This window comes from Undibacterium sp. JH2W (assembly GCF_049340425.1).
Lineage (GTDB): Bacteria > Pseudomonadota > Gammaproteobacteria > Burkholderiales > Burkholderiaceae_D > Undibacterium.
Genome location: NZ_JBMPOT010000017.1, coordinates 87,465 through 114,165, shown reverse-complemented (window position 1 = coordinate 114,165; position 26,701 = coordinate 87,465). Strand labels below are relative to the sequence as shown.

At 50.5% G+C, this 26,701-nt stretch carries 24 protein-coding genes; 16 read left to right on the top strand and 8 right to left on the bottom strand.

Annotated elements, in window-relative coordinates; all coding sequences use genetic code 11:
- Window positions 1-16 precede the first annotated feature (16 nt).
- Window positions 17-901, top strand: a complete 885-nt coding sequence (locus tag ACO0LC_RS23100; protein ID WP_423007535.1) for a LysR family transcriptional regulator — start codon at window positions 17-19, stop codon at window positions 899-901.
- A 53-nt stretch (window positions 902-954) separates the two neighbouring features.
- Here ACO0LC_RS23100 and ACO0LC_RS23095 read toward each other — a convergent pair whose 3' ends face one another.
- The gene (locus ACO0LC_RS23095) at window positions 955-3,042 is read right to left on the bottom strand and encodes an esterase-like activity of phytase family protein (protein WP_423007533.1); all 2,088 of its coding nucleotides are present in this window, start codon (window positions 3,040-3,042) and stop codon (window positions 955-957) included.
- Window positions 3,043-3,195: 153 nt separating this feature from the next.
- On the opposite strand from ACO0LC_RS23095, the gene ACO0LC_RS23090 reads away from it, so the two are divergent.
- Window positions 3,196-4,041 (top strand): hypothetical protein, encoded by an 846-nt coding sequence (locus ACO0LC_RS23090; protein ID WP_423007531.1) that lies wholly within the window; start codon window positions 3,196-3,198, stop codon window positions 4,039-4,041.
- Here the strand turns inward: ACO0LC_RS23090 and ACO0LC_RS23085 are convergent.
- Entirely contained in the window at window positions 4,038-4,628 is a 591-nt protein-coding gene (locus tag ACO0LC_RS23085) for a UbiX family flavin prenyltransferase (protein WP_423007529.1), read from the bottom strand. The genes ACO0LC_RS23090 and ACO0LC_RS23085 overlap by 4 nt on opposite strands.
- Window positions 4,629-4,635: 7 nt before the next feature.
- Window positions 4,636-4,947, bottom strand: a complete 312-nt coding sequence (gene grxD, locus ACO0LC_RS23080) for a Grx4 family monothiol glutaredoxin (RefSeq protein ID WP_423007527.1) — start codon at window positions 4,945-4,947, stop codon at window positions 4,636-4,638.
- A 251-nt stretch (window positions 4,948-5,198) separates the two neighbouring features.
- Here grxD and ACO0LC_RS23075 point away from each other — a divergent pair, with 251 nt between their 5' ends.
- The 3 genes from ACO0LC_RS23075 (at window position 5,199) to ACO0LC_RS23065 (ending at window position 8,243) form a co-directional block, all read left to right on the top strand.
- Window positions 5,199-5,630 (top strand): hypothetical protein, encoded by a 432-nt coding sequence (locus ACO0LC_RS23075; RefSeq protein WP_423007525.1) that lies wholly within the window; start codon window positions 5,199-5,201, stop codon window positions 5,628-5,630.
- 148 nt (window positions 5,631-5,778) lie between these two features.
- Window positions 5,779-6,204 carry a hypothetical protein gene (locus ACO0LC_RS23070; RefSeq protein ID WP_423007523.1) on the top strand — a complete coding sequence of 142 codons (426 nt, stop codon included), beginning with the start codon at window positions 5,779-5,781 and terminating at the stop codon, window positions 6,202-6,204.
- Between the two features lie 116 nt (window positions 6,205-6,320).
- Window positions 6,321-8,243, top strand: coding sequence for a sigma-54-dependent Fis family transcriptional regulator (locus ACO0LC_RS23065; protein WP_423007565.1), 1,923 nt, complete (start codon window positions 6,321-6,323; stop codon window positions 8,241-8,243).
- 2 nt (window positions 8,244-8,245) lie between these two features.
- Here ACO0LC_RS23065 and ACO0LC_RS23060 read toward each other — a convergent pair whose 3' ends face one another.
- Window positions 8,246-8,632: a DUF779 domain-containing protein gene (locus ACO0LC_RS23060; RefSeq protein WP_423007521.1), complete on the bottom strand. Its 387-nt coding sequence runs from the start codon at window positions 8,630-8,632 to the stop codon at window positions 8,246-8,248.
- Between the two features lie 308 nt (window positions 8,633-8,940).
- Between ACO0LC_RS23060 and ACO0LC_RS23055 the strand changes: the two genes are divergently transcribed.
- From ACO0LC_RS23055 to ACO0LC_RS23035, 5 genes are read left to right on the top strand one after another with little or no spacing between them, the layout of a single operon-like run.
- Window positions 8,941-9,870 carry a sterol desaturase family protein gene (locus ACO0LC_RS23055; protein ID WP_423007519.1) on the top strand — a complete coding sequence of 310 codons (930 nt, stop codon included), beginning with the start codon at window positions 8,941-8,943 and terminating at the stop codon, window positions 9,868-9,870.
- 18 nt (window positions 9,871-9,888) lie between these two features.
- Complete coding sequence (locus ACO0LC_RS23050) at window positions 9,889-10,296, top strand: SxtJ family membrane protein (protein WP_423007517.1); 408 nt, start codon at window positions 9,889-9,891, stop codon at window positions 10,294-10,296.
- 7 nt (window positions 10,297-10,303) lie between these two features.
- A complete protein-coding gene (locus tag ACO0LC_RS23045) occupies window positions 10,304-10,456 on the top strand; it encodes a DUF5989 family protein (protein ID WP_423007515.1) in 153 nt (50 codons plus the stop codon).
- Window positions 10,457-10,459: 3 nt separating this feature from the next.
- Window positions 10,460-12,295 carry a carbamoyltransferase gene (locus ACO0LC_RS23040; RefSeq protein ID WP_423007513.1) on the top strand — a complete coding sequence of 612 codons (1,836 nt, stop codon included), beginning with the start codon at window positions 10,460-10,462 and terminating at the stop codon, window positions 12,293-12,295.
- The gene (locus tag ACO0LC_RS23035; RefSeq protein ID WP_423007511.1) at window positions 12,282-13,346 is read left to right on the top strand and encodes a hypothetical protein; all 1,065 of its coding nucleotides are present in this window, start codon (window positions 12,282-12,284) and stop codon (window positions 13,344-13,346) included. The genes ACO0LC_RS23040 and ACO0LC_RS23035 overlap by 14 nt, the downstream gene beginning before the upstream one ends.
- Window positions 13,347-13,438: 92 nt before the next feature.
- On the opposite strand, the gene adh is transcribed toward ACO0LC_RS23035, so the two are convergent.
- The 4 genes from adh to ACO0LC_RS23015 form a co-directional block, all read right to left on the bottom strand.
- Entirely contained in the window at window positions 13,439-14,959 is a 1,521-nt protein-coding gene (gene adh, locus ACO0LC_RS23030) for an aldehyde dehydrogenase (protein WP_423007509.1), read from the bottom strand.
- A 305-nt stretch (window positions 14,960-15,264) separates the two neighbouring features.
- On the bottom strand, window positions 15,265-17,613 hold the full coding sequence (locus tag ACO0LC_RS23025; protein ID WP_423007507.1) for a Tex family protein: 2,349 nt from the start codon (window positions 17,611-17,613) through the stop codon (window positions 15,265-15,267).
- Between the two features lie 216 nt (window positions 17,614-17,829).
- Complete coding sequence (locus ACO0LC_RS23020; RefSeq protein WP_423007505.1) at window positions 17,830-18,966, bottom strand: hypothetical protein; 1,137 nt, start codon at window positions 18,964-18,966, stop codon at window positions 17,830-17,832.
- A gap of 384 nt (window positions 18,967-19,350) precedes the next feature.
- Window positions 19,351-20,481, bottom strand: coding sequence for a DUF3466 family protein (locus ACO0LC_RS23015; protein WP_423007503.1), 1,131 nt, complete (start codon window positions 20,479-20,481; stop codon window positions 19,351-19,353).
- 308 nt (window positions 20,482-20,789) lie between these two features.
- Here ACO0LC_RS23015 and ACO0LC_RS23010 point away from each other — a divergent pair, with 308 nt between their 5' ends.
- The 6 genes from ACO0LC_RS23010 (at window position 20,790) to ACO0LC_RS22985 (ending at window position 26,623) form a co-directional block, all read left to right on the top strand.
- Window positions 20,790-21,935: a hypothetical protein gene (locus ACO0LC_RS23010; RefSeq protein WP_423007501.1), complete on the top strand. Its 1,146-nt coding sequence runs from the start codon at window positions 20,790-20,792 to the stop codon at window positions 21,933-21,935.
- 128 nt (window positions 21,936-22,063) lie between these two features.
- The gene (locus ACO0LC_RS23005) at window positions 22,064-22,972 is read left to right on the top strand and encodes an alpha/beta hydrolase (protein ID WP_423007499.1); all 909 of its coding nucleotides are present in this window, start codon (window positions 22,064-22,066) and stop codon (window positions 22,970-22,972) included.
- A 213-nt stretch (window positions 22,973-23,185) separates the two neighbouring features.
- The gene (locus ACO0LC_RS23000; protein WP_423007497.1) at window positions 23,186-24,700 is read left to right on the top strand and encodes a COG3014 family protein; all 1,515 of its coding nucleotides are present in this window, start codon (window positions 23,186-23,188) and stop codon (window positions 24,698-24,700) included.
- A 14-nt stretch (window positions 24,701-24,714) separates the two neighbouring features.
- On the top strand, window positions 24,715-25,116 hold the full coding sequence (locus ACO0LC_RS22995; protein WP_423007495.1) for a YcfL family protein: 402 nt from the start codon (window positions 24,715-24,717) through the stop codon (window positions 25,114-25,116).
- Window positions 25,117-25,153: 37 nt separating this feature from the next.
- Window positions 25,154-25,768: a penicillin-binding protein activator LpoB gene (lpoB, locus tag ACO0LC_RS22990; RefSeq protein WP_423007493.1), complete on the top strand. Its 615-nt coding sequence runs from the start codon at window positions 25,154-25,156 to the stop codon at window positions 25,766-25,768.
- Window positions 25,769-25,801: 33 nt separating this feature from the next.
- Window positions 25,802-26,623, top strand: a complete 822-nt coding sequence (locus tag ACO0LC_RS22985; protein WP_423007491.1) for a hypothetical protein — start codon at window positions 25,802-25,804, stop codon at window positions 26,621-26,623.
- Window positions 26,624-26,701: the final 78 nt, after the last annotated feature.

Below are 26,701 nucleotides of genomic sequence, written 5' to 3'. Positions count from 1 at the left end.
GGCATAAAAGCAAAGCATGAATGCAAAAACGCAATACCGTTTAAATGCAGCCGACCTGGAAGTAGTGCTGGCGCTGGTACGTACCGGCAAACTGGTCGAGGCGGGTGAACGTCTGTCACTGGATGCTTCCACCGTATTTCGCAGCATACAAAAATTGGAAAAGGGTCTGGGCCAGCGCTTGTTTGAACGTTCGCGCACAGGCTATCAAGCCAATGAACTGGCGCAGGAACTGGCTGTGCATGCCGAGCAAATGGAGGCGCAACTTGAAGCAGCCCGCTCTGCCATGCAAATGCAACCCGATCAAGTGGCAGGCGCAGTACGTATCACCACCACAGATACGATCTTGCATGGCTTGCTGACACCGGTCTTGAAGCACCTGCAATTACTACATCCCTTACTGAGCCTGGATTTGTATGCAGGTAATGAACTGGCCAGCCTGACCAGGCGTGATGCCGACATTGCCATACGTGCCAGCAAACGGCCACCCCAGCATTTGATAGGCAAGCACCTGGGGCCGATACGGGTGGCCTTGTATGCAGGCAAGACCAGCAAGATCAAACACTTTGACGCCGACATCGCCCAGCGTCATCACTGGATAGCACCTGACGATGCCTTGCCCGAGCATCCTTCCGTACTATGGCGCAAGAAACACTTCCCCGGGCTGCAGGCGACTTATAAGGTGAATAGCATACTCACAGTAGCGGAACTGGTGGGGCAGGGCCTGGGTCTGGGTATCTTGCCGCTATTCCTGGCGCAGGGGCGCAAAGATGTCGTGCAACTGACAGATGTTCTGGATGAATGCCAGACCGAGTTATGGCTGCTCACGCATACAGAGGCCAGGCATTTGCGCCGGGTGTCGGCGGTGTATTCCTACCTGTCACAAGAGATGGTATTGAATTAAAAAGCCGCTGTGAGTTGTTAAACTCACAGCGGCTTTCTATCGATTGGACAATATCAGGAAGGGATATTGAAGTCAGCCAGTTTTTTGCTGAACTTGAACAGCCAGATACGATTAGGGCGCTCAGTATCCGCACCACGACCAACGCGTATGGTGTTGCCGGCGGTACAGCCCAGGGCACCTGCGGTTGTCGTCAATGCGCCATTGGCATCGACCGTACACTTGGTGACATCCGCACCCAGCACGATGGCTCCCGTAGGATCAACAATCACGGTCTTCATGCCAAAGTCATCATCATTCGTCAACGCCAGCGTGTTTTCATCGACCAGGGCCAGACCTTCGGCTTTTTCTGCCAGCCAGCCTGCATTGTTCAAGTCAAACAACTGCGTCTTTTTCAGCAGGACGATGTCCGCATAGTTGACACCATTGACTGCTGCACCTGTCATGCTGCTTTTTTCCAGGTCTGTGCCCATGTTGGCGATATCAGTCGCATTGCTCGGTACCTGTACCAGCATCAGCTTGTTGAAGGCCTTGCCATTTGGGTCTGTACCCTGTTCTATGACGATGAATTTGCCATTGCCCAGCGATACCATATCACCCAGTTTGGCATTGCCAGTCTTGCCCGCGGTGTATTGTGTGCTGTCTATGGGGTAGGCATACAGTTTGGTTTTTTCTGTCGTTGGGTCAAACTCTACCCAGCGGTTGAATTTGGCATAATCCTTGGTGCTTTCACTGGTCGCTGCAGTGGCACCGGGCACGATGTAATTGGCCTTGCCATCATCGAGTGGGCTTTGGATAAAGCCATTCAATTTGCCAGTAGCGACTTCCAGTGACAGACCTTCCATGCCACGGTTGGCGCGGCGCTTCAACAAGACTGCAGGCAAATCACCAGCGCCTGTGCCTGGCTGGTATTTTTTCTGAATGATGCCAGTGGCTATATCTATCTTCAAAATGAATGGGCCATATTCATCCGACACCCAGACTACCCCACGTGCCGCATCATAGACGATGGATTCGGTATCGAGGCCATAGTCGCTGAAGGTGGTTTTGCTGGTGGCATCATACTTGGCCGCATCATTCAAGGGCACTTCAGCAGAAGAGCCCAGCTTACCCGCTGCGATAGACAGGCCGGATGCATTGATGGTAGGGCTGAACTTGATGGGTGTGCTGGATTTCAGGACAGCGCCATCCTTGCCTATGCTGATCAGGCCAAAGGAAGGCGTGAAGCTGGGAGAGGGGAAGAATTTGGCGTCACTCGTGCCAGTAGCGCCAGGTGTCACTACCGAGTTAGGCACCTTGGGGCCATCGCCATTAGGGCCGCGGTCAGTGATGCCATAGAATTCCAGCGAGCCATCAGCAGCCTTGCCCTTGAAAGTCAGGCCAGAACCATAGGATGGCAAGAAGCCCTTGGGGAATTCTGCCTTGACTGCAGCATTGCTACCTTCATACGGCACAAAGAATTTATCTGCTGCCTGTATCTGATAACGCGTGACGCTGGCGCTGACCGTGCCCAGGGCATTAGTTTGCGTGACAGTATCAACAACAGGTGTGCCCAGCTTGGATGCCATGGTGTCTTCAAAATGTTCGCGTACCAGGGTGCGGCGATCTGCATCCACGCTGAGTTTTTGGTAATTCGCTGGCAGTTTGTTTAATACTGCGGTCAGTGCCGTATTGAAGTTGGCAGCAGTGGCATTGAAGTCCAGCGTCTGGCCAGCGAGTGCAGTCTTCGCTGTAGCAGGTATTTTGATGCCAGTGGCAACATCATTGTCTTCATCCAGCAATTGCAGGAAGAGCAGGCGATTGACCACGCTGTCATCCTTGACATTGCTGGAGCTGGCCAGCGTCAATGGTGTTGCAGTTGCTGCGCAAGGCGCATTACCCAGGGCGATACCGCCAACAGAGAAGGCGACGGTGTCACCAGCATTGCAATTAAAACCGCCAGTAGCAGATGTGCTGAGTTTGCTACCGCCAGCGATGGAGTAATCCAGTCCTTCTACTGCTGCATCCAGGAATATGCCATTGACTGGCGCAGGTGTAGGTGTGGCTGGGGCGACTGCCGTATTGTTGTTGCCGCCACCGCAGGCAGTCAGCAGCATGGCTGCCGCCAGACTGCTCAGCATCAGGTTTTTGCTACTTTGCTTCATTTGATATGACCTCTTGAGTACGTAAATTTGCGTGAAAATTCTTGCCCGCGAATGTACAAGGTGCATGTGACGCAGCCGTGACAGTGCTGTCGTAATGCAAGGGTCACAATTGGCTTTTATAGTGTGCCCACCAAAATTGATGGGGTGTATATCATGATCGAGTCTGTCGTTCGTAACAGCTTATGTAGTATCGCTTTGAGCTTGCTGCTGCCACTGAGTAATGCAGTCGCTGCCAGCAATATGGTGCCCGACTATGAAGTGAAATTGCTGATGAACCCGAACGTGGTTCTGGACAGCGATCACAAGCTCAAGAGCACGGTACTTGCTACTTTCAATATGCCTACATCTGTGACCAAGATGAATGTCTTGTTCATGGATACCAATGCCAGGGATATCTACAACAATACCTGGATAGCTCGGATACGCAAGACCGAAGGTGAGAGTGATTTTGAGCTGACCTACAAGAAGCGCTATGCCATAGACAATGGCAATATCACTGAAGCCTTGTACAAAGCCAATGCCGAAGGTTTTGATTCCACTGAAAAGAATTATGAAGCCCAGATTGAATGGGGTTATCAAAAGAAAACCCTGAGTATTTCCAATAGCAAGACAGATAGCAAATCCGGTTATAGCGGCATGGACCTACCACCGAGCAGCGATGCCCGCAGCCTGCTCAAAAAGAATATACCCGGCAAGATGGACAACTGGTTGTATAGCGGCTGGGGCAAATCCATGCTCGATAACTCGCGCAAGTATGGCCCCATCCTGGCCAAGCGCTCAGTCGGTACCTGGAGTGGCCTCAAGCTGTACATAGAAGTCTGGCCTATCCTGAACCAGACGGGTACAGGCACTGACTACATCGTCGAGGCCTCATTCAAGACCACGAGCGACGCAATAGCCTCTGCCAAACATGATGAATTGCAAGCCTATCTGATTTCGCGTGGATGGTTTGTGGCCGAGGATTCGCTGAAGACCCAGCTCATCATGGATAGGTATTAAGAATCCCTAATGCCTTGCCAGCGTGGAGTCAGCTCATGCGGCAAGGCAAACATATCGAGTACGCGACCAATCGTATGGTCGACCATTTCTTCTATGCTTTGCGGGCGGTGGTAAAAACCGGGCAGGGGCGGGAAGATGATGCCGCCCATTTCCGTGACGGCTGTCATATTACGCAAGTGCGCCAGGTTGAACGGGGTTTCGCGCACCATCAGGACCAGACGGCGGCGTTCTTTCAAGACCACATCAGCAGCACGGGTAATGAGGTTGTCGGACAAACCGTGGGCCACGGCTGCCAGGGTTTTCATCGAGCAGGGCGCGATGATCATGCCATCTGACAAAAATGAACCGCTGGCAATGCTGGCACCGACATCGCGCACATTGTGGACTACGTCGGCCAGGGCTTCTACATCCTTGCGCTTCAAGTCCATTTCCTGGTGCAGGTTCAGTACTCCTGCTTCAGAAATCAGCAAATGACTTTCCACTCCAGGAATATTGCGCAAGACTTGCAATAGCCGCACACCATAGATCGCACCTGTTGCACCAGTGATGGCAACAATCAGGCGCTTAGTGGCAGCGACTTCAGTCATGCCTTGCTTAGTCTTTCAGCAAAGTCTGCAATTCGCCGTTGTCAAACATTTCATTCATGATGTCAGAGCCACCGATGAATTCACCTTTGACATACAACTGCGGTACGGTAGGCCAGTTGGAAAAATCCTTGACGCCCTGGCGAACTTCCGGGTCTTCCAGCACATTCACGGTGACCATGTTTTGCACGCCACAGGCTTTCAGCAATTGAATCGCACGGCCAGAAAAGCCACATTGCGGAAATTGGGCAGTACCCTTCATGAATAAAACCACAGGGTTTGCAGTGACAGTTTCTTTGATCCAGCTTTGTACGTCGCTCATGGCTATCTTCCTCAATTCAATAATTATTACGAATACTCACATTATAGAGGAAAGCACTATTCATTGTCGCTGATCTGCCTGCCAACCCAGTTGCATCATGGACAGAATATGGGTGGTTTGGCAATGCTTTTTCTCGCTGCCAGTGACTGTTGCACACGCATTTCCTGCTTGTCCAGGGTCATTGCCTCGTCATATTCGCTCCCTATGATTGCGCTTCCTCAGGGGCATGCGCAAATTGCCTGATTTCCAGGATGGCAATTAAGGGCATCAGCAAACCAGGTTATGGCAATGAAAGCCAGCAAGGTATAGATGAGCATTTGCAACTGGCAGCGCACATGTACCAGCGCTTGCCAGCCTTGTTCCATGCTGCCGCAGATACAACAGGTGAGGCCCAAACCAGGAAAATCATGGTCCTGACTTCAGGCAAGGACAGGGCCGTAGACAGTGGCTATTTCTTTGTACCGTTACTCATACGGCAACAGGCCAGCCTGCAAAAGCTCGTCGTGTATCCGCCCTCGCTGGCACCGGCGGCAGAACAGGATCATCAATCACGCCCGCTAGGCACAGACCGCTTTTTACTGTATTTCCACAAACTCAGTGCTACTCAAGACAAGGTCAGCAACCCTGGTGCCCCTTTGTTTGCCATCTATGAGGCCAGCCAGGCTTACCAGCGCTATAACTAGAGTAGTGAACTGCGCGATAAAGAAGAGGTCATACTCAGCCAGCCGCAATTGGCCGTGGCTGCACAGGTCGTCTTGCAAGCCTTGTTCAAGTCGCGATTTTATCGCGGCACTTGAGCAGGGTAAACACCGTGTCAGCAATACAGGCAGCTTGCTCAAGGTTTTTTTTGATGAACTTGATGTGGTCGCCAAATCGAATCTGTCACATGTGGCCAAGTTGCGCTTCGCCCATGCAGAAACCGTCATCCCCATGGCATCCCTCCTGGGTATCAGGGGCATGGCCAGCCAATTGCCAGGCAATACCCTGTATGACTATGCCAATAATCCCTGGCGCGGTGAGCTTGTGGCACCCATGGCAGCCAATATACAGTGGGATGCCTACCGTAATGCCCAGGGACATATGCTGGTGAAAATATACTATAACGAGAAAGAAAGCCATTTCAAGCCAGCCTGCGATGCGGCGCAAATCTCACCAGGCAGCTTTTATTATGATTATGCTGGTTTGAAGAATTGCTATTTGAAGCAGTTGCCTGGGTTGCCTGGGTTGTCTTGGTTGTCTGTTCCTAAGGGGAAATAGCCAAGTCTGGAAATTTATTAAATAGAGTAATAAGCTTCTTCGATTTTAGTTTTCATTAGTGCTACATTAACAGCTTGGAGCAGACAAATGCCATCTTGCTGGAGACCCGTATGCACATGCGTGACACTGGAATTTTTACAGAGCAAGTAAAGCCAGGCCCTGGCATAAGCCCTGCGTCATCAGCCCGCATGAAGATAGAGCAAGCCCATGAGCGCTCAGCCGCTTACGGCATCCCGCGTACTGCCATGCCCGATTATGGTCCCCTGGGTAAAAGCGATCTGGCCGATTTACTCGCACAAAACCGCGTCTTGCACCAGCATGCCCTGCCGGTCATGGAAAACCTGTATGAGCAGATAGTCAATACCCATAACATGGTCATCCTGACCGATGTGCATGGGCTCATCATTCACGCTCTGGGTGATGCGGACTTTCTCGAAAAAGCCGACAGGGTGGCACTCAGCCCTGGCGTGGCCTGGTCAGAAAGCAGCAAGGGCACCAATGCCATAGGCACGGCGATAGCCGAAAAATCACCGACCATCGTCCATGCAGACCAGCATTACCTGGAAGCCAATAGCTTTTTGACTTGCTCTGCTGCCCCTATTTTTGACGTCATGGGCAGTGTTATCGGCGTGCTGGATGTCACTGGCGACCAGCACAACTTCCACAAGCACACCATGGCCCTGGTGCGCATGTCGGCGCAGATGATAGAGAATCAATTATTTGCCTCTTCTTTCCAGGATGCGATCAAGCTCAGTTTCCATAGCCGCCCTGAGTTCCTGGGGACGCTGATGGAAGGCATAGCCTGCTTTGACAGCGAGGGCCGTTTTTTGTCGGCCAGTCGTAGTGGCCTGTTCCAGTTGGGCTTATCCATGTCTGCCTTGCAGGCCCACACTTTTTCGTCCCTGTTTGGCTTGCCGGTATCTGCCCTGCATGCGCATTACCGCACGGCTACTCCGGGTTTGTTGACGCTATGCCTGCACAATGGCGTGCGGGTATATGCCAAAAGCCAGAACCTCAAGCCTCAGCCAGCTGCGGCCAGGCATGTGCTGGATAATGCCCGCTTGCCCAAGGTGGTGGAGGCCAAGAGCAAATTGTCCAGCCTGCATTATCTCGACACTGGCGATGAGCAGGTCGCCCGTGCCATCGATAAACTCCAGCGTGTCCTGGGGCGCGATATTTCCATCCTGGTGACAGGTGAAACCGGTACTGGCAAGGAATTGCTGGCCCAGGCGGTACACAATGATTCTCCACGCAAATCCAGCCCCTTTGTCGCAGTCAATTGCGCCTCCATACCAGAGACCCTGATTGAATCCGAGTTGTTTGGCTATGAGGATGGTGCCTTCACCGGGGCACGCAAGAAGGGCAATATAGGCAAGATACTGCAAGCCAATGGCGGAACGCTATTTCTCGATGAAATTGGCGACATGCCCTTGAACCTGCAGGCGCGTTTGCTGCGAGTCTTGCAAGAACGCATGGTGACGCCGCTGGGCAGCAATAAATCCATACCCGTCAACCTGGCCCTGATCTGCGCCACCAACCGCAATTTGCGCGAGATGATAACCAAAGGGGAATTCCGGGATGACCTGTATTACCGTTTGAATGGCCTGGTGGTGCGTTTGCCGCCACTACGTGAACGCTCGGACCTGGATGTCGTCATCAGCAAAGTACTGGCAACAGAAAGCGAAGGCAGGCAATACCGGCTTGCGCCAGAAGTCATGCAAGTCTTCCATGCGCATGGCTGGCCTGGCAATTTCCGGCAACTGACCAATTTGCTGCGCACCGCCATCGTCATGACAGATGCCGATATGGAAATCCGTCTCGAACACCTGGCTGAGGATTTCCTGGAGGACCTGGATTTGACGACAGCACCGCTGGTCCTGCCCAGATCGACAAAACCAGCCAGCCTGGATGCGCTGGAAATGGATGCCATACAATTGGCCTTGCAACAGCATCAGGGTAATGTCACTGCTGCTGCCAAGGCACTGGGAGTATCGCGTAATACGATTTACCGCAAGCAGGCCAGCTGGAAAAACGAGTGAAACTATTGCGGGCCGTGCAATACAGTACTACTCAGCAAATCATTTTCTTCATCCGTGAACAGGCGTGAGCGTGTCAAAAAGCGCCGGCCTGTGCCATTATCCAGAGAAAACATGCCACCCATGCCATTCACGACATCGATAATCAGTTGTGTGTGTCGCCAGTATTCAAACTGCTCGCTACCCATGTAAAACGGTGTGCCAGACAGATCACCGAGATAGACGTCGGCATCGCCTATGCCATATTCATCCCTGGCATAGCACAGGGGCGAGCTGCCATCACAGCAACCGCCAGACTGGAAAAACAATAAGGGACCGTATTTGGCCTGTAGCGTACCGATGAATTCCAGCGCTGCTGTGGTGGCTGTGACACGGGCAGGTGTGTTGCTCATTGTATATCCCTCGTCCAGAAAGTATTGAATAACAAAAGACTTGTACATGATCTGCCATGCACAAGTCATGCCATGGCATGAATATAGCCAGACATATACTTATCTGAAGTCTATGCCTTTTTTACATGTCGGGCTTTTGTAAGCAGGCATTATTTACAGCCTGGCTCTGTAGAAGTTCCAGGCAGCTTGCTGCTATACGGAATTGCTGCTTTGATGATTCATTGGTTTATGGCAAAATGCCCAATTTCGGCTGGCTTATGTTCCACTCATTCCTTGACTTCTTGCATCTGAAAGCAATTTTAGACTTTTTGCAACAAAGTCAGCAGGCGCATACGCCTTGGTACGAAGCATTTGGCCGGCTGGACATCGTCGCACAGCTTAATTTGCTGCTCCCCCCGCTGCTGCCCATCTTTTTGGTGATAGAAGTCGTCTTGCTGGTTTTACTCCAGAGCAAAAAACAAGTGTTTGGTATCGTCAAGGTACCAGCGATGATACATATCTTCAATCGTCTGCTGGGGCTGGTTATCAGTCTGGACATAGGCACCTGGTGTATCAAGGTATTAAGTCCCTATGCTTTTTTCCAGCTGCCGCATACCTGGTGGGCCTTTGTTCTGGCTTTATTGGTGTGGGAATTCAGTCATTTCATTTTCCACTACACCAGTCATAAAGTCAGGTTACTGTGGTGTTTTCACGCCCCTCATCATGCCCCTGAGCATATGAGCCTGATACTGATTTATTCAAATACCCTGATGCAGGGCATTTATGCACAATTGGTCAGGGTATCGATAGGTACGCTGCTGGGCCTGGATATACATTTACTGCTGTTTTGCATGGCGATCGATTTTTCCTGGGGTGGCCTTATCCATGTGGAAGAGCGCTTGTGGAAATCCGGCAAGACAGGCTGGCGTCTTCTCGATACCCTGTTCCTGATGCCTGTGCATCACCGCATACATCATTCCAGCGATGCAGAATTTATCGATACCAATTATTGCAATACCCTGCCTATCTGGGATCGCGTGTTTGGCACCTATAGAGATGTGCCGGATGGAACCAGGATAAACTATGGCCTTGTCAGGAATGTCAATTCCTCCAGTTTCCTTGATGCGCATTTTGGCGACCTGTATTTGCTGGCCAGGGACATGTGGCAGGCCGATAATTGGCAGGATCGTATCCTGTATCCCTTCATGCCACCAGGCTGGAGCCCCAGGAACAATGTGACGTACCTGGCCAAGACTTGAATTTCGGTGAAAGAGAAAATGGACAACAATCAACATGGCAGCCTGCCATCAGAGCGAAGTTTCGGGCTGCTGTTTACGGCGGTCTTGCTGGCGCTGGCTATCTATGGCTATTTCCATGCATGGAAACAGGCAGCCTTGATCTCTTGCGTAGCGGGTAGTGCCTTGTTTGCGATTTTTACCCTGATCGCACCTGGCAAGCTGGCTCCCTTGAACAAAGCCTGGTATTGGCTGGGGCAAACCATGGGGCGCATTATCAACCCACTATTCCTGGGCCTGATCTTCTTTGTCTTGCTGACTCCCATCGCCATCATCATGCGCCTGTTCAAGCGCGATGAGTTGCGCATGCGGTCAGACAAACGTAGCAGCTACTGGATAGTGCGTGACCCGTCTGGTCCGGCATCTGACTCATTTAAAAATCAATTTTGAGGTTTGCGTGATTTCCTTTCTTAAAGAAATGCTGGCTTTTTTGCGCATGCGCAAAAAACTATGGCTGGCCCCCATCATTATTGTTTGCGTGCTGATAGGGGTCTTGCTGATTTTTGCCCAGGGATCTGTCATCGCTCCGTTCATCTATACATTGTTTTAATTAATGAATATCCTTGGCATATCTGCGTATTACCATGATGCTGCGGCCTGTCTGGTTATGTCTGGCGAGATCGTTGCCGCAGGCCAGGAAGAGCGTTTTAACCGCAAAAAGCATTGCGCAAGCTTTCCGGTGCAGGCTATCAAGTATTGTTTGAGTCAGGCAAATCTACAGATCAGCGATATCGATTATGTGGTCTTTTATGACAAGCCTTTTCTTAAATTTGAGCGCTTGTTTGAAACCTATCTGGCGTTTGCACCCCGCGGTTTCCAAAGCTTTTTGACCTCGCTGCCGGTCTGGTTAAAGGACAAGCTTTTCCAGAAAAAGATGATCATAGATGAACTCTCTGAACATCTGGGCAAGGAGGTGGACTGGTCGGCCAAGCTCCTGTTTTCCGAGCACCATCTCAGCCATGCTGCGTCGGCTTTTTTTCCTTCGCCGTTTGAAGAAGCAGCCGTCTTGACCATGGATGGCGTCGGTGAATGGACGACTACTTCCCTGGCGATAGGCAAGGGCAATCAGCTGCAAGTCCATAAAGAAATCAAATTCCCGCATTCCCTGGGTTTATTGTATTCAGCCTTCACTTACTACACAGGTTTTAAAGTCAATTCGGGTGAATACAAGGTCATGGGCCTGGCACCTTATGGTGAACCCAGGTATGTAGATTTAATTAAAGAACATTTGATAGAGATCAGGGACGACGGCTCCTTCCATCTCAATATGGATTACTTTAGTTATTGCACAGACTTGCGCATGACCAACAAAAAGTTTGACCAGCTTTTTGGTGGCCCGCCCAGAAAAGAGGGGGAGGCGCTGACGCAAAGAGAGATGGACCTGGCTGCCTCAGTCCAGGCCATTACCGAAGAAGTCGTCATCAAGCTGGCGCAAGGCATACGCAAAGAAACCGGTTTGAAAAACTTGTGCCTGGCTGGCGGCGTTGCCCTGAATTGCGTCGCCAATGGCAAGTTGCTGGGTTTGAAGCTGTTTGATCATATCTGGGTGCAGCCTGCTTCTGGTGACTCTGGTGGCGCTATCGGCGCGGCCCTGGCAGTCTCGCATATGATGTTGCAGCAAGAGAGAAAAGTCGCTACCACGGATGGCATGAAGGGCGCTTATCTCGGTCCTGAATTTACCAACGAAGATACGGTCAGCCGCCTCAGCAAGGCGGGGGCAGTGTTTGATTTGTTAAGCGACGATGAATTATTTGAAGTCACGGCGCAAGCCCTGGCAGATGGCAAGGCAGTGGGCTGGCACCAGGGACGCATGGAATTTGGTCCCAGGGCTTTAGGTGGCCGTTCCATCATTGCTGATCCACGTTCACCGACCGTGCAAAAGCAACTCAATCTTAAAGTCAAATACCGCGAATCCTTCCGCCCGTTTGCGCCCAGTGTTCTCAGCGAAGACGTGCGGGAATGGTTCCAGATAGACGCCGACAGCCCCTATATGCTAATGGTGGCAGAAGTCGCCAAGGACAAGCAGCTCGTCATGCCTGAGAGTGCAAAATCACTGTTTGGCATAGATAAGCTGAATGTGCCAAGATCAGAAATCCCGGCGGTGACTCACGTCGATTATTCTGCGCGAATACAAACCGTGCATCAGGAAACCAACCCACGCTACCATAGACTGATTTCGGCATTCAAGGCAAAAACGGGCTGCCCGGTACTGGTGAATACTTCATTCAATGTACGTGGAGAACCTATAGTCTGCACGCCGGAAGATGCCTTCCATTGTTTCATGGGGACAGAGATAGAAGTGTTGGTCGTGGGTAACTGCGTACTGAAGAAAGAGCTGCAAAATCCAGCCTTATTGCTAGACTATAAAGGTAAGTATGAACTGGATTAAGTCGATTTTTCTTATTTTGCTGCTGACTGTTTCCCTGTTTGAAGTGTTGGGTATTTTTATCAAACCCAGTGAGTATTTCTGGAATAACCGCCAATTATTCCTGAGCAAAAACTCTACCCGCACCATAGGTGAGGAAGGGTTGTGGACTTATCAGCCCAACTCGAAAGTCATCAGTGCGGCCACCTACCATTTCTCCCCGGGTATAAACTGGCTGGAATACAAATGCACTTTTGAAACCAATCACTTTGGCCTGGTCGATACCAATGTCAAGGCGGGTGACAAGATAGATTTGCTGGTGTTGGGTGATTCCTTCACTGAAGGCCAGGGCGGTTGCCCCTGGCTCAGCAAGGATAAATTACAGCAGGCAAATGTCACGACCAAGATCGTCAATGGTGGCTTGCAAGGCATGGGCATACAAAGCTTCAAGTACTTGTCTGACTGGCTGGAAACCCAGGCCGAGATCAAGAATGTCATGGTGATCGCCATCAGCAATGACTTCAAGCGTCGTCCTATCCCCACTTTCTGGAAAGCATCCGAGCCATGCATGAATCATGGCAATTGCAATTTGCGTACAGACTACTGGTGGCCGGTAGATGAGACGAGCACTGATGCTGATATCGTAAAGCTGGGTGCTGACAGATTCAATGTCAACGACAGGTTAAACAAACATGATTTCTCCGAGAGCCTCAGGTATTTTTCATTTTCCTATAATGTCATCTCGAAATACGCAGGCTTCTTAAAAAAACCGAATGCAGCACTTGTTGATGAACAGGAACTTTTTGACCTTAATTTCAAGGCCCTGGAGGCATTGAAACAGAAATATCCCCAATTAAAACTCATACTGCTGACACAGCGCGATGAAACGGGTTTGTTTGGTCGCAAGAATGCCGATAGCATCTACGTCGAAGACAGGCTGAAACGCCAGCAAATCAATTATACGACCTGCCCGCTGGCGATATCTGATTTCATGAGGATTGATGGTCACCCTAATGAGCAAGGGTATAAAAAGATTTCTGCATGTTTTTTTGCGCAGTACCAGCAGAAATCCTGAGGCTGGCTGATGTCGGCATTAAAAAAGAAAGGCGGCTCGCGGGCCGCCTTCTTCACATCTGATTGGACATCTGACTGAGCATCTGATCGGGATTAAAAGAAACCCATGGCGTTCGGGTTATAGCTGACCAGCAAGTTCTTGGTTTGCTGATAGTGATCCAGCATCATCTTGTGGTTTTCACGGCCTATGCCGGATTGCTTGTAGCCGCCGAATGCCGCATGGGCAGGGTAGAGGTGGTAGCAATTGGTCCAGACACGGCCTGCTTCTATGGCACGGCCAACGCGGAAGGCACGGGAGCCGTCGCGTGTCCATAGACCAGCACCCAGGCCATACAGGGTATCGTTGGCGATCGCTATGGCTTCTTCTTCATCCTTGAAGGTAGTGACGGACACTACAGGGCCAAAAATTTCTTCCTGGAAGATGCGCATTTTGTTGTGACCCTGGAAGATGGTAGGCTTGATGTAATAACCCTGGGCCAGCTCGCCATCAAGTACATTCCTTTCTCCGCCTATCAAGAGCTGCGCGCCTTCCTGCTTTCCTATATCCAGGTAAGACAGGATTTTTTCCAGTTGTTCCTGTGAAGCCTGCGCCCCTATCATGGTGGCGCTGTCAAAAGGATTACCTTGCTTGATGGCGGCAACGCGCTTGATAGCCCTGGCCATGAACTGGTCATAGATGGATTCCTGTATCAACACGCGTGAAGGGCAGGTGCAGACTTCCCCCTGGTTCAGCGCGAACATGGCAAAACCTTCCAGGCATTTATCGAAGAAGGCATCATCTTTTTCCATGACGTCCGCAAAGAAGATATTCGGTGATTTACCGCCCAGCTCCAGAGTCACAGGGATGAGGTTTTGCGATGCATATTGCATGATCAGGCGGCCAGTGCCGGTTTCACCGGTAAAGGCTATCTTGGCGATGCGTTTGCTGGATGCCAGTGGTTTGCCCGCCTCCAGGCCAAAGCCATTGACGACATTGAAGACACCAGGCGGTAACAGGTCCTTGATCAAGTCAACCAGTACCATGATGGAGGCAGGTGTCTGTTCTGCCGGTTTCATGACGATGCAATTGCCTGCGGCCAGGGCGGGTGCCATTTTCCACACCGCCATTAGGATAGGGAAATTCCAGGGAATGATCTGGCCGACGACGCCCAGTGGCTCATGGAAGTGATAGGCATAGGTCTGGTCATCGATCTGGGAAACCGAACCTTCCTGCGCACGTATGCAGCCGGCAAAATAACGGAAGTGATCAATAGCCAGCGGGATATCTGCCGCCATGGTTTCACGTATGGGTTTGCCATTGTCCAGGGTCTCAGCAGTTGCCAGCAAGCTCAGGTTGGCTTCCATGCGGTCAGCGATCTTGTTGAGGATGTTGGCGCGTTCTGCTGGCGAGGTCTTGCCCCAGGCTACTTTTGCGGCATGGGCAGCATCCAGTGCCAGTTCCACATCTTCTGCCGTTGAACGTGCGATTTCGCAGAAGGCCTGGCCAATGACGGGACTGATGTTCTCGAAATATTCGCCTTTGACAGGCTCTACAAATTTCCCGCCTATGTAGTTGTTATAACGTTTGGCGTAAGGATTGCTGATGCCCAGTTTGCTGATGTCGGCCAGGTTCATGATGATGGTCTCCGTTATTTATTAGTGGGTGCGCATGGGATGCGACACGGAGCTAATTAGGCAAACGGCGTGCCATGTTTGAAATGTTTTCCTGAAGAAAAATATAAGGGATGCAGATGAGAGATGGGGAAGATACAGAGACGGGGGTACTGCTGACGCTGGCGACGGATTTGCTGAAAAGAGAGAAGAGTGGAAAATCCAGGTGTCACATTATTTCGCAACACTGATCAGACTGTCACAATTTGGGACAGTCTGATCATCAATTTTATTACTTGTTTATTGCTTAGTTATTGCTTACTTATTACTTACCCACGCAATTTCGCAAACGCCGCCGCCATGGCATTACCAGCTGGTGCTGGCGCCTGGGTTTGTGAGCGGTGTTGATTGAGGCGCTTGGCATCATTGCGGTCGCCACGCTGTTCAGGCTTGCTGCCTGCTACAGGTGCAGCATCGGTCAGGCGCATGGTCAGGGCGATACGCTGGCGTTTGACATCGACTTCAAGTACTTTCACCTTGACCACCTGGCCAGCCTTGACGACCGTATGCGGGTCTTTGACGAAGGTGTTGGACAGGGCAGAGATATGTACCAGGCCATCCTGATGCACACCAATATCAACGAAAGCGCCAAAGGCGGCAACGTTGGTGACCACGCCTTCCAAAATCATGTCAGGGCGTAAGTCCTTGATTTCTTCTACGCCATCCTTGAAGGTGGCGGTAGTGAACTCTGGACGCGGGTCACGGCCCGGTTTTTCCAGCTCACCGATGATGTCGGTGATGGTTGGTACACCAAATTTTTCATCGGCGTATTTGGCCGGGTTCAAAGACTTCAGCAAGCCAGCATCACCGATGACGCCCTTTACGTCCTTCTTGATATCCGCCAGGATTTTTTCTACCAGTGGATAAGACTCAGGGTGGACTGCAGATGCATCAAGTGGGTTGCTGCCATTCATGATGCGCAAGAAACCGGCTGCCTGCTCAAAAGTCTTGTCACCCAGGCGCGGTACAGCACGCAAGTCTGAACGTGAACTGAACATGCCCTTGGCATCGCGGAAATTGACTATGCTTTGCGCTACGCTGGAAGACAGGCCAGAGACGCGTGCCAGTAAAGGTGCAGAAGCGGTATTCACATCGACACCCACCGCATTCACGCAATCCTCAACAACGGCATCGAGTGAGCGCGCCAGTTGTGACTGGCTGACATCATGCTGGTACTGACCTACACCGATGGACTTGGGATCAATCTTCACCAGTTCAGCCAGCGGGTCTTGCAGGCGACGGGCAATCGATACCGCACCACGGATGGACACATCCAGGTCAGGCAATTCCTTGGAAGCAAATTCAGAAGCGGAATACACCGATGCACCCGCTTCAGAAACGACGATCTTGGTCAGCTTGAGTTCAGGCTTGAGCTTGATCAAATCGCCTGCCAGCTTGTCGGTTTCACGCGAAGCCGTGCCATTGCCGATAGAGATCAGCGAGACATTATGCTTGGCCGCCAGTTGGGCCAATACATGCAGGGACCCATCCCAGTCATTGCGGGGTTGATGCGGGTAAATTGTCGCATATTCAACCACTTTGCCAGTTGCATCAACGATCGCTACCTTGACGCCAGTACGCAGGCCAGGATCAAGGCCCATGGTGGCGCGTGGACCAGCGGGGGCGGCCAGCAGCAGGGCTTTCAGGTTGCGGGCAAAGACATTGATGGCTTCCACTTCTGCGGTTTCGCGCAGCTTGCCCATCAACTCAGTATCGAGATGCATGAAGACTTTGACGCGCCAGGCCCAGCGCACAGTATCGACCAGCCATTTATCGGCAGGGCGGTCTTTCTGGCTGACGCCAAAGCGGGCAGCGATGCGGCTTTCACAGGGGTTCAGCGGTGCATCCCATTTTGGTTTTTCTTCTTCGCTATCCAGACGCAGGGTCACGGTCAGCATTTCTTCACGGCGGCCACGGAACAGGGCCAGGGCGCGGTGTGAAGGGATAGTGCCCAGGGTTTCTGAATAATCGAAATAATCGGCGAATTTTTCACCGGCTTCTTCTTTGCCAGCGACAACCTTGGATTCCACGATGCCGTGGTCATTCAGGTATTCACGCAGGGCTTGCAACAGGGTAGCGTCTTCGGCAAAGCGTTCCATCAGGATCTGGCGCGCGCCATCGAGGGCGGCTTTGGCATCTGCCACACCGGGGTTGTCGCCATTGTCGGTGGTGAAAGCAGGCTTCAGGTAATTTGCGGCTTCGGTATCCGGGTTCAGCATAGGGTCGGCCAGCAAGGCATCGGCCAGGGGCAGCAAACCTGCTTCAACGGCGATCTGGGCCTTGGTACGGCGTTTTGGTTTGTAAGGCAGGTACAAATCTTCCAGACGGGTCTTGTCTTCAGCATGGGTGATGGCGTCCAGCAGTACTGGGGTCATCTTGCCCTGTTCATCTACCGAGGCGATGATGGCGGCGCGGCGGTCTTCCAGTTCGCGCAGGTAGCGCAGGCGCTCTTCCAGCAGGCGCAACTGTATATCATCCAGGCCACCTGTGACTTCTTTACGGTAACGGGCGATAAACGGGACGGTTGCACCTTCGTCCAGCAAGGCAACAGCAGCGGCAACCTGAACCGGCTTGGCAGCCAGCTCTACGGCAAGTCTTTGTTCAATCGAAGGCAACATAAATCCAGAATCCAGACAATAAAAAAAGCAATCAAGGCGCAGATGATACGCAATTTGCGGCTTTGCGCCAGTCTTGACAGCAAAGGCAGACTAGGCTTAGTGGAGGGGAATTTTGGTTTGTACCCTGCTCAAATGAGAGCCACAGAGTAAAAAAAGAAAACTACCTCCAGGAATCGAAGGCAGTTTTCTTGCTAAGATTTTATTGAAATTGCTAATTTAATACATGCCAGACCATATATCCGCACTTGCCTCATGCTGGACAGTCGTTGCAACGGCAACTACCGTCGCCTGTACTGGTGCAGCGCCTTTCAATCCTGTAATACCTTCAGCAGTCAGTAAAAAGGCATGAGAGTCATAGGTGTTGATATTCATGGCCGTACCAACTATCCAGCCCTGCTCATTGATATCGGTGGCATTCGTCAGCCTCCAGCCAGCATCGCGCTGGGACTGGTCAAGGTATTGATTCAAGTCTATAGGGGCGCTATCCAGTGTATTCCACAGCAAGGCATGGAATTGGCCATTCGCGGCAATTTCTGTACCGACTACCTGGTTCTTGTTATTGATGGCACTGGTATAGCAATAAGATCCAGCAGAACTTTGCATTGCTATTTCTTTTTGATTGATCCACAAGGTAGGGTGAGCATACATTTGATCATCAAATATACTTCCTGCAATCACACCATTATCATTGATACTGGTCGCTGCACCGTGATGTGCAGGAGATAAGTTAATGATTTTGCCATCTTTCCACATGACCGGGTGCATGTAGTCTTCCGCTGCTGCGCCTGAAGCCCAGCCTACCACGACACCAATATTATTGATGGCAGATGCATCACTGTCCTTGCCACCCAGTGTACCCAGATCAATGACACCAGTGTTATTCCACATGGAAGCATGGTGTTCTTGCCACGAATCGCCAGTAAAACTTTCGCCCACAATGACACCTTGCTCATTAATCGCCTTGGCAATGCTCTTGTACTGACCATTGCTGAGAGATGCCAGATATTGTGCTTCACCATTTTTCCAGGTAGTAGCGATGATCTGGGAGTTACCATCGATGTCTTTTACTGAAGAGCCAACGACAATAGCCTGGTCGTTGATGCCGTAGGCATGGCTATTGACATCTGAGAGCAGTGTGGTTTTGGGGACATAATAAGAATTATCCCAAATCACGGCATAGGTAGTTTGTGTGCTTGAATGATGCGAGGAGCTGCTCCCTTCATTTTTTGTGTCGCTGCCTATCATCTGACCAGAATTATTGATGGCACTGACGTAGCTATAGTCACCGCCGAAAGTGCTCAGATCTGCAAAGACATAGGAGGGATTTTGAAAACTGACTTTGTTTAAGGCCATGCAACAGACTCCAAAATGTTAATTTGATTAATGTGAATTTTTTATTAACGATGCCCGAAAAAACTCGCTCACCGCCGCGACGAGCCCGACGGACGAGTTTGATTCAGCTTCATTGCTTAAATGGTCAGATGAGAGAATAGGCAGCTCAATTCTCAAATAACTGATGACTTTGACAATGTTATCATTAAATTTGTTCTCACTTTTTTAACATTATTTTTTGCCTTAAGATGCTCATGGATGGGCAAACCGGCTTTGCCCAAATTAGCAAGCAAGGCCAGCGTGAGGGGGATGTGCCATGTTCAGCACGGAGTCGCAGCTGAAACAGGAGAAAACCGCCCATGAGTTAAGAGGAGTTCCCTGGTTTTGCAGATTGATGTTGCTAATTTAATAAATGCCTGCCCAGATATCCATGCTTGCCTCATGCGCGGCAGGAGTGGGAGCGGCCAGCACATGTGTTGCCTGCTCTGGCGCAGCGCCTATTAATTCTGTAACGCCAGCACTGCTCAGTACAAAGGCATGAGTTTCGTAAGTTTTGCTATTGGACGCACTACCGATTATCCACCCCTTATCATTAATGCCCGAGGCGCTGGTAAGCTGCCAGCCTGCTTCAAGCTGAGACTGGTCAAGATACTGATTTAAATCTACTGGTGCGCTATTGGGCGTATTCCAGAGCAAGGCATGACGGTGACCGTCATTGCTAGTTTCTGCACCAACGATCTGGTTCTGGTTATTGATGGCGCTTGCATAAGAAGAATATCCTGCAGTACCTTGCAGTATGATTTCCTTTTGATTGATCCATAGCGTGGCATGAGAGATATGCTGTTCATCGCCGGTGAATCCGACTACCAGGTCATTGTCATTCACACTGTTGGCGATACCGAAATGGCTAGGTGACAAGTCGATGATCTTGCCTTCTTTCCAGATGACCGGGTGCACAGCGTGATCAGGTTTATCGGTGGAAGAGCAGCCTGCTACCAGGCCTGCATTATTGATGGCAAATGCTTCGCTGAAATTGCCACCCAAAGTACCCAGGTCAATCACACCCGTATCATTCCAGAGGGTGGCATGCCCGTCGTCAAACGAGGTACTGGAAAAATTTTCACCAACAATCACACCATGGTCGTTAATTGCGCTGGCAATGCTCTCATCCTGCGCATCGCTTAAAGATGGTAGATAGCGCGTCTTGCCATCCTGCCAGGCAGTGGCTAGCATTTTCTGATTGCCATTGATATCTTCCTGTGAATAGCCAACAACAGTGGATAAATTATTTATTCCATAAGCATGGCTCTCCTGGTCTGAGAGCAGTGTGGTTTTGGATACCCAAAAAGAATTGTCCCAAACGGCAGCATAGGTAGGCGGAAAAAAGGATTTGTTGCTGGTTTCATTTTTTGTATCCTGACCTACCATCTGGCCATTGTTATTGATGGCAAAGGCAAAACTATAGTGACCGCCGAAAGTACCAAGATCGACAGAGGTATAGGACGGCTTTTGAAAGTGGACTTCGTTTGAGGGCATGCTACAGACTCCAAAGTGTTAATTTAAACAATATGAAATTTTTTATCAACGATGCTTGAGGAAACTTCCCAATCCAGCTGGCAAAAACTGAGTGCCAGTGTAATTAAGCTTCATTGCTAAGCGGTCAGGTGAGAGAATAATAAGTCCAATTCTCAAATGGCTGATGACTTTGACAATATTATCATTAAAATTGTTCTCACTTTTTCAACATTATTTTTTTTCATCTCAAGATGACTATGTCTACCAAATTTGTTTTAGGGACAAGGACCCAGCTTAGATCCTTTGCACCTTTTACCTTTGTAATCCTGATGGCTACCCTCGGCATGTCTTGTGCCTGGGCTGTTGAAGATTGTGAGATCAACAAAGAGTCAGTCAATCCTGCCAATGGCAGCACGACGGCAGGCAAGACCGGCATTATGAAGTGTGTGGAAAGAGATACAGGCAAGCTGGTGCGAGAGCAGGAATTGCGCGCTGGTGTTTATGTCGGTGTGGTGCGTTATTTCAAAGATGGCGTGTTGAGCAAGGAATATCACGTCAATGAACAAGGCAATACCCATGGACGCTTGAGTGAATTTGCCCCAAATGGGCAAGTGCTAAGGGAAGAGAGCAATGTGAATGGCAGCACCCGTGGCCTGGTGCGTGAATGGTATGCGAATGGGGTGGTCAAACGGATTGCCTTTGTCGGCGAGAGCCCAAAAGAAAAAGCTGCTGTCAGGTATACGCCAGACAAACAATTGAGTGAACTTGAATGTGGCGACAGGCCCATGCTGACACCGCATGCGAATGACGCAGTTTTATGCGGTTTCAACGGCAAGCCATCACAGGTGCAACTGTATTCCGACAGCGGCCATTTACGCAGCCAGTTCACTGTGTTGGCGGGAGTCACGCAGCAAGCTACCTATTTCCATGACAATGGCAAGCCAGACACAGTAGAAGAAATCAGTGCCAGACAAAAAACGCGCAGGCAATATTCTGATAAAGGTATCTTGCGTAAAGAAGTCGTCTGGAACACCACAGAAAAACCGATCGCACTTGAGCGCGAAATTGACTATCACGAGAGTGGCTCAAAAGTACGCGAGCAAATTTTTTCCATGACAGACAAAGAGGGGCGCAGGCAAAACCGGCTGGTCTCGGACGCCAGTTTTTACCTGAATGGCCAGCCCAAACGCAGTGAAAAATTCACTGCCGAAGGCAAGGAAGACATCAAGGAAGTGCGCAATTATTTTGATAACGGCAAAATGTCCAGCCTGAAACGCTATGTTTACGAAGGCCGTTACCGTGAACGCCCCGTTGGCATTCATCAGGGTTTCGCGCAAAATGGCACACTGGTGCGCGAATCTCATTATGATGAGCGTGGCCGGATACTGCGTGAGCGCACCTGGGATGATAGTGGCAAACCAATGAAGGATGATCTGGTCTATGAAGATGGTTCGCGCAAGGCGTATACAAAGTAAATGCAAGCTCAGCCTGACGACAGATAGATAACATCGTGACCGCCCCATTGATAAGTACTTGTATTGCTAGAATTCTTGCTGCTGCCTTGCTGCTGCCCGTATTGCTTTTTCAACTCGTCCTGGTTTGCATGCCTGCTCTGGCTATTGCCGCCAGTCAGGATCGGCAGCCTCCGGTCTATCTGCATGAATTTCAATTCATGGACGGTGGCAAGGCGATCTATTACCAACTGGAAAAAAAACCATGGCAGCAAGTTGATGTTGGCAAACCTGTAGTAAACCTGGTATTTGTGCTTTCAGGTTCTGATTGCATCAGCATGGGGCAGTTCTTGCCCCAGTATTTTTCTGGCCTGGAAGCTGAGTCTGGGCGCACGCAAATCCTCATCCTGCATAAGCGGCATATCTTGCCAGGGTCCAATGGTAAAGCCTGTGGTGATGCCTATATCCGTGCTGACCATCCATCCCGCTGGCAGGCAGACCAGTTGGAGTTCATGCGTGCGCAACTGGCTGTATTGCAAAAGCAGGGGCAAAAACCGCAACGCCTGATCATGATGGGTATTTCGGAAGGGGCAGAGCTGGCACCCGTATTGGCCAGGCAATTATCCGCCACCCATCTGGTCTTGCTATCGCATGCAGGCATGAACGCCCTGGACGTGTATGCGGCCCTGGCGATAAATAATCCCAGGATGAATTCTGCCTGGCAACAGTTGCAGGCCGGTTTGCGGCTTAAGCCTGCAGATCCTGATGCCAGCTTGCTACATGGTCGCAGCTGGCGTTACTGGTCAGAAATAGCCAGTATCCCGCAAACTGCCAATTTGCTGGCACTGGACATACCAATATTGCTGGGATTTGGCGATGCTGACCCTGTTATTCCAGATCAAGCCATTGCGCAATTGCGGCAGCATTTCCAGGCCGCCGGGAAAATCATTGATGTGCGCCGTTTTCCTGGTGCTGGTCATAGTCTCAGTGCGGAAGAGAAAAACTATTTGCCTGATTTCATGCATCAGATCGATAATTGGCTACTGGATAGCAGGCCCTGAGCTGGTTTTATTGTTTTAAAGTAAATCATAGCTAATCAGTATTTTATTTCCACAATTCCATTACAACTAGTTACAAGAACTTCGATTTTGTAGCAGTTAATACCATGACAAAAATGCAAAGCCTTACTATACTGATTGGCTGTGTGTATGTATGGATAATTCCATGCCTGCGTTTTGCATTTTCTTTTACCTAGCCTACCCATAATGAAACCCATGCGCCTAGCTACTCTCTCTTACACGCCCCTTGTTGCTGCACTGTTGCTGACTGGTTGTGTTACTACGCAAACTCATGACAGCAAGGTAGCTGCTTCGCTCTCAGTAGCCAAGACTGGCCAGATAGATGAGGCGATCAAACAGGTAGAAGCACAAACCCAGGGCAGTAATAAGGCCGATTTGTTGCTGAACCTGGAAAAAGGTGAATTGATGCGTATAGGCAAGCGTTACAAAGACAGCCTGGATGCTTTCGATGTAGCTGATACCAAGGTCAAGATCTGGGAGGAGACCGCCAAGTCTGCACCACAAAAACTGATGGGCCAGATTGGCGCCACCATCATGGGCGATGCCAGCCGTGACTACGAAGGGCAAGACTATGAAAAAGTCATGCTGACCACACGCATGGCCATGGACCGCCTGAACCTCGGTGACCTCGACACTGCCCGCGTCGATATCAAGCGTACCCATGAACGTGAGGCAGTGATTGCGGAGTTCCGTGCCAAAGAGACTGCAGAAGCAGAAAAAGAAGCCAAGGACAAGGGTGTGGCTTCCACTGGCAAGGAATTGAACGGTTACCCGGTAGAAACCTTGAATGACCCGGAAGTATTGAAGCTCAAAAATGGTTATCAAAATGCGCTCAGCCATTACCTCGCTGGCTTTGTCTATGAAGCCCTGAATGAACCTGGCCTGGCAGCTCCTGGCTATCGCAAGGCGATCGAATTGCGCCCTGATCTGCCAGTGCTGGAAGATGGCTTGAAAGGCCTGGATCAACGTACCAGCTTCCGCCGCAAGAAAGGCGTGACTGACGTGCTGTTCGTTGTTGAGGCGGGTAATTCACCGGCACGTCAATCCAAGAAAATTGCCTTTCCTGTGCCTACAGGCCGTGGTCTGGTGACGGTTTCTTTTGCCTTCCCTGTCATTTATCCTGATCCAAATGCGCCTGTGCTCAATAACATACGCGTGGGCGACCAGGTCTTGCCTACAGCACTGGTGACAGACTTCAACGTTATGGCACGTAAGGCACTGAAAGATGAATTGCCAGGTATCTATACCCGTGCAGCGATACGTGCGGTCACCAAAGCCCTGGTGCAAGACCAGGTCAACAAGAAGTTTGGTGCCCTGGCTGGCCTGGCGGCAAACGTGGCAGTGGCAGCGACAGAAAGCCCGGCAGATGACCGTATGTGGCGCAGTTTGCCTGACCGTGTTTTCGTCGCCCGCGCATTTTTGCCACCAGGCGACTACAACGTCAATTTTGGCAATGGTGGTGAAGCTACCAAGGTGACGGTAGATGGCCGTTACATGGTGGTGCCAGTTCGCATTTATCAAAACAAGACTTACATGGGTGACATGGCCAAGTTCGGTAGCGTGACACCTGTGGCACAATTGCAGGCTGAACCAGAAGCCGCAGCAGAAGCACCGAAAACAGGCAAGTCCAAGCCAGCCGCCAAGGCAAAAACGGTCACAAAAACGACAGCAACAAGCACCACCAGTACCACCAGCACTAAATCCAACTGATATGTAGAGGGTATATGAAACAGATTTCCAAACAATTTGCCGCATGCGCTGCCCTGGTTGCCGCCTGTTTTGCGGTTCCAGCCATGGCTGATCCTGTACCAAATGCCTCTTCCCCAGGTATCGCCGCCAAATTGATCGTGCGCGGCACCCTGGAAGGTGTGCAAGTGACGGATCTGCGCTCACAGCGTAAAAACGATGTCATGGTAGTACAGGCTGAGATGGTCAACCTGACCAACCGCGATGTACGCGTCTACTATCGTTTCCGCTGGACCGATGCTGCCGGCATGCAAGTCGGTGATGGCGAAGTCTGGAAGCCATTGATGATTTTGGGTCAGCAAAGCCAGTTCATCAAAGGAACGGCCTATGGCCCGCAAGCAAACGACTTCAAAATCGAAATGAGCGCAGAGCCACGCTAATCACCAACAGTAACAAGATTATTTTTACGGAGTACATATGAAACGCATTTCCTCACTGTCAAAAAGCTGCGCCCTGGTGGTATTGCTTGGCCTCTCACTCAGCGCTTGCCAGACTAAACTGTCGCAACCTACAGTCAGCCTGGCGCGCCAGACTACGTATGGTGATACCAAAGCAGTTGAAACAGTCACCAATGAATTTGGTTCTACTGATCTGCAAATGATTGCAGAAAAAATGGTCGGTTCCCTGCTGGAAGATCCGGTACTGGCAAATCGTCCTACCATGACTTTGACTGGTGTTCGTAACAAGACCAGCGAATACATCGATACCAAATCCATCATGAATACCATCCAGACTGCACTGGTGAAGAGCCGCAAGGTCAAGTTCACCCGCAGCGCCGATGAAATGCAAACCGGTGTTGATGAATTGCAACGCCAAAATCAAAGTGGTCTGTACAAGGCGCAGGGCAAGGCCAAGGTTGGCAATATGAGCGCTGCCAAATATTCCCTGGAAGGCGAGATCGTTTCTATCGTCAAACAAAGTGCCAATACCAAAGACGTGTTCTACAAAATGACCTTGAAATTGTACGACATCGAAGATGGCTCCATTGAATGGCAAGACGAAAAAGAAATTCGTAAAACTTCCAAGCGCTAATCTCAGTCGCTCATCTTTTAAAGAGGCAATACGATGTTGAATCTCAAAAAACTGATGGCAGGTTTGTTCTGCTCTGCTGCGGCATTCAGTGCCTATGCAGCTGAACCAAAAATTGCCGTTACTGACCTGACTTATGAAGAAAAAGTCAGTGAATATTTTCGCGTGGTGTCTGCTTCCAGCAAGAGCAGCGTCAAGGGCAGTTATAGCGAGCGCGAAACTGATCGCAGCTATTCCCAGCGTGGCAATATCAATGCCAAGAGCGAAAGCAATTACTACGAAGCCGAGGGTTTTTATACCTATATCGATCGTGGTGAGTTAAAAACTTATACTGCTGACCTCAAAGGTGCCTTGATCAAAGGTGGTGGTGTTAGCCTGGTACAGGCGCGTCCTTATGTGGGCAAGCCTATGGAAAAAATTTACGACATCATCGGTCGTATCAAACAGGGCATGTACCCTGGTGCTGACTATGTCTTGTTTGGCACGGTCAGTAATATCCAGTTCCGCCAGGAAAGCAACCAACTGCAATACGGCAATTCCATGACAGCCAGTCTGTCACTGGACCTGGTTGCTGATTTCAGTCTCATCAATACCAAGACTTATGAAATCAAGGCGGCTTTCAGCGCCAGCGGTTCTGGTGTTGATACCAAGATCATCAGCCGTGCCGGTGACCGCGTCGTCTTCAATCGCGGCAAGGTCATGCAAGAGACTTCACGCAGTCTGGCTGATGCAGCCTATGATGAAATCCTGGTACAGTTTGGCGCACCACGCGGTGCCAACCGTGGTCAATACCGTGGACAGAATGTTCAACCTGTAGTGCCGGTACAAAATACTGAACCAGTGACTGTCTACAAGTAATAGCTAGCCGGTATTGATTTTCAGTTTAAAAAGCCTGGTGGAAACACCAGGCTTTTTTTGTGCATGCAGCTTTAATAC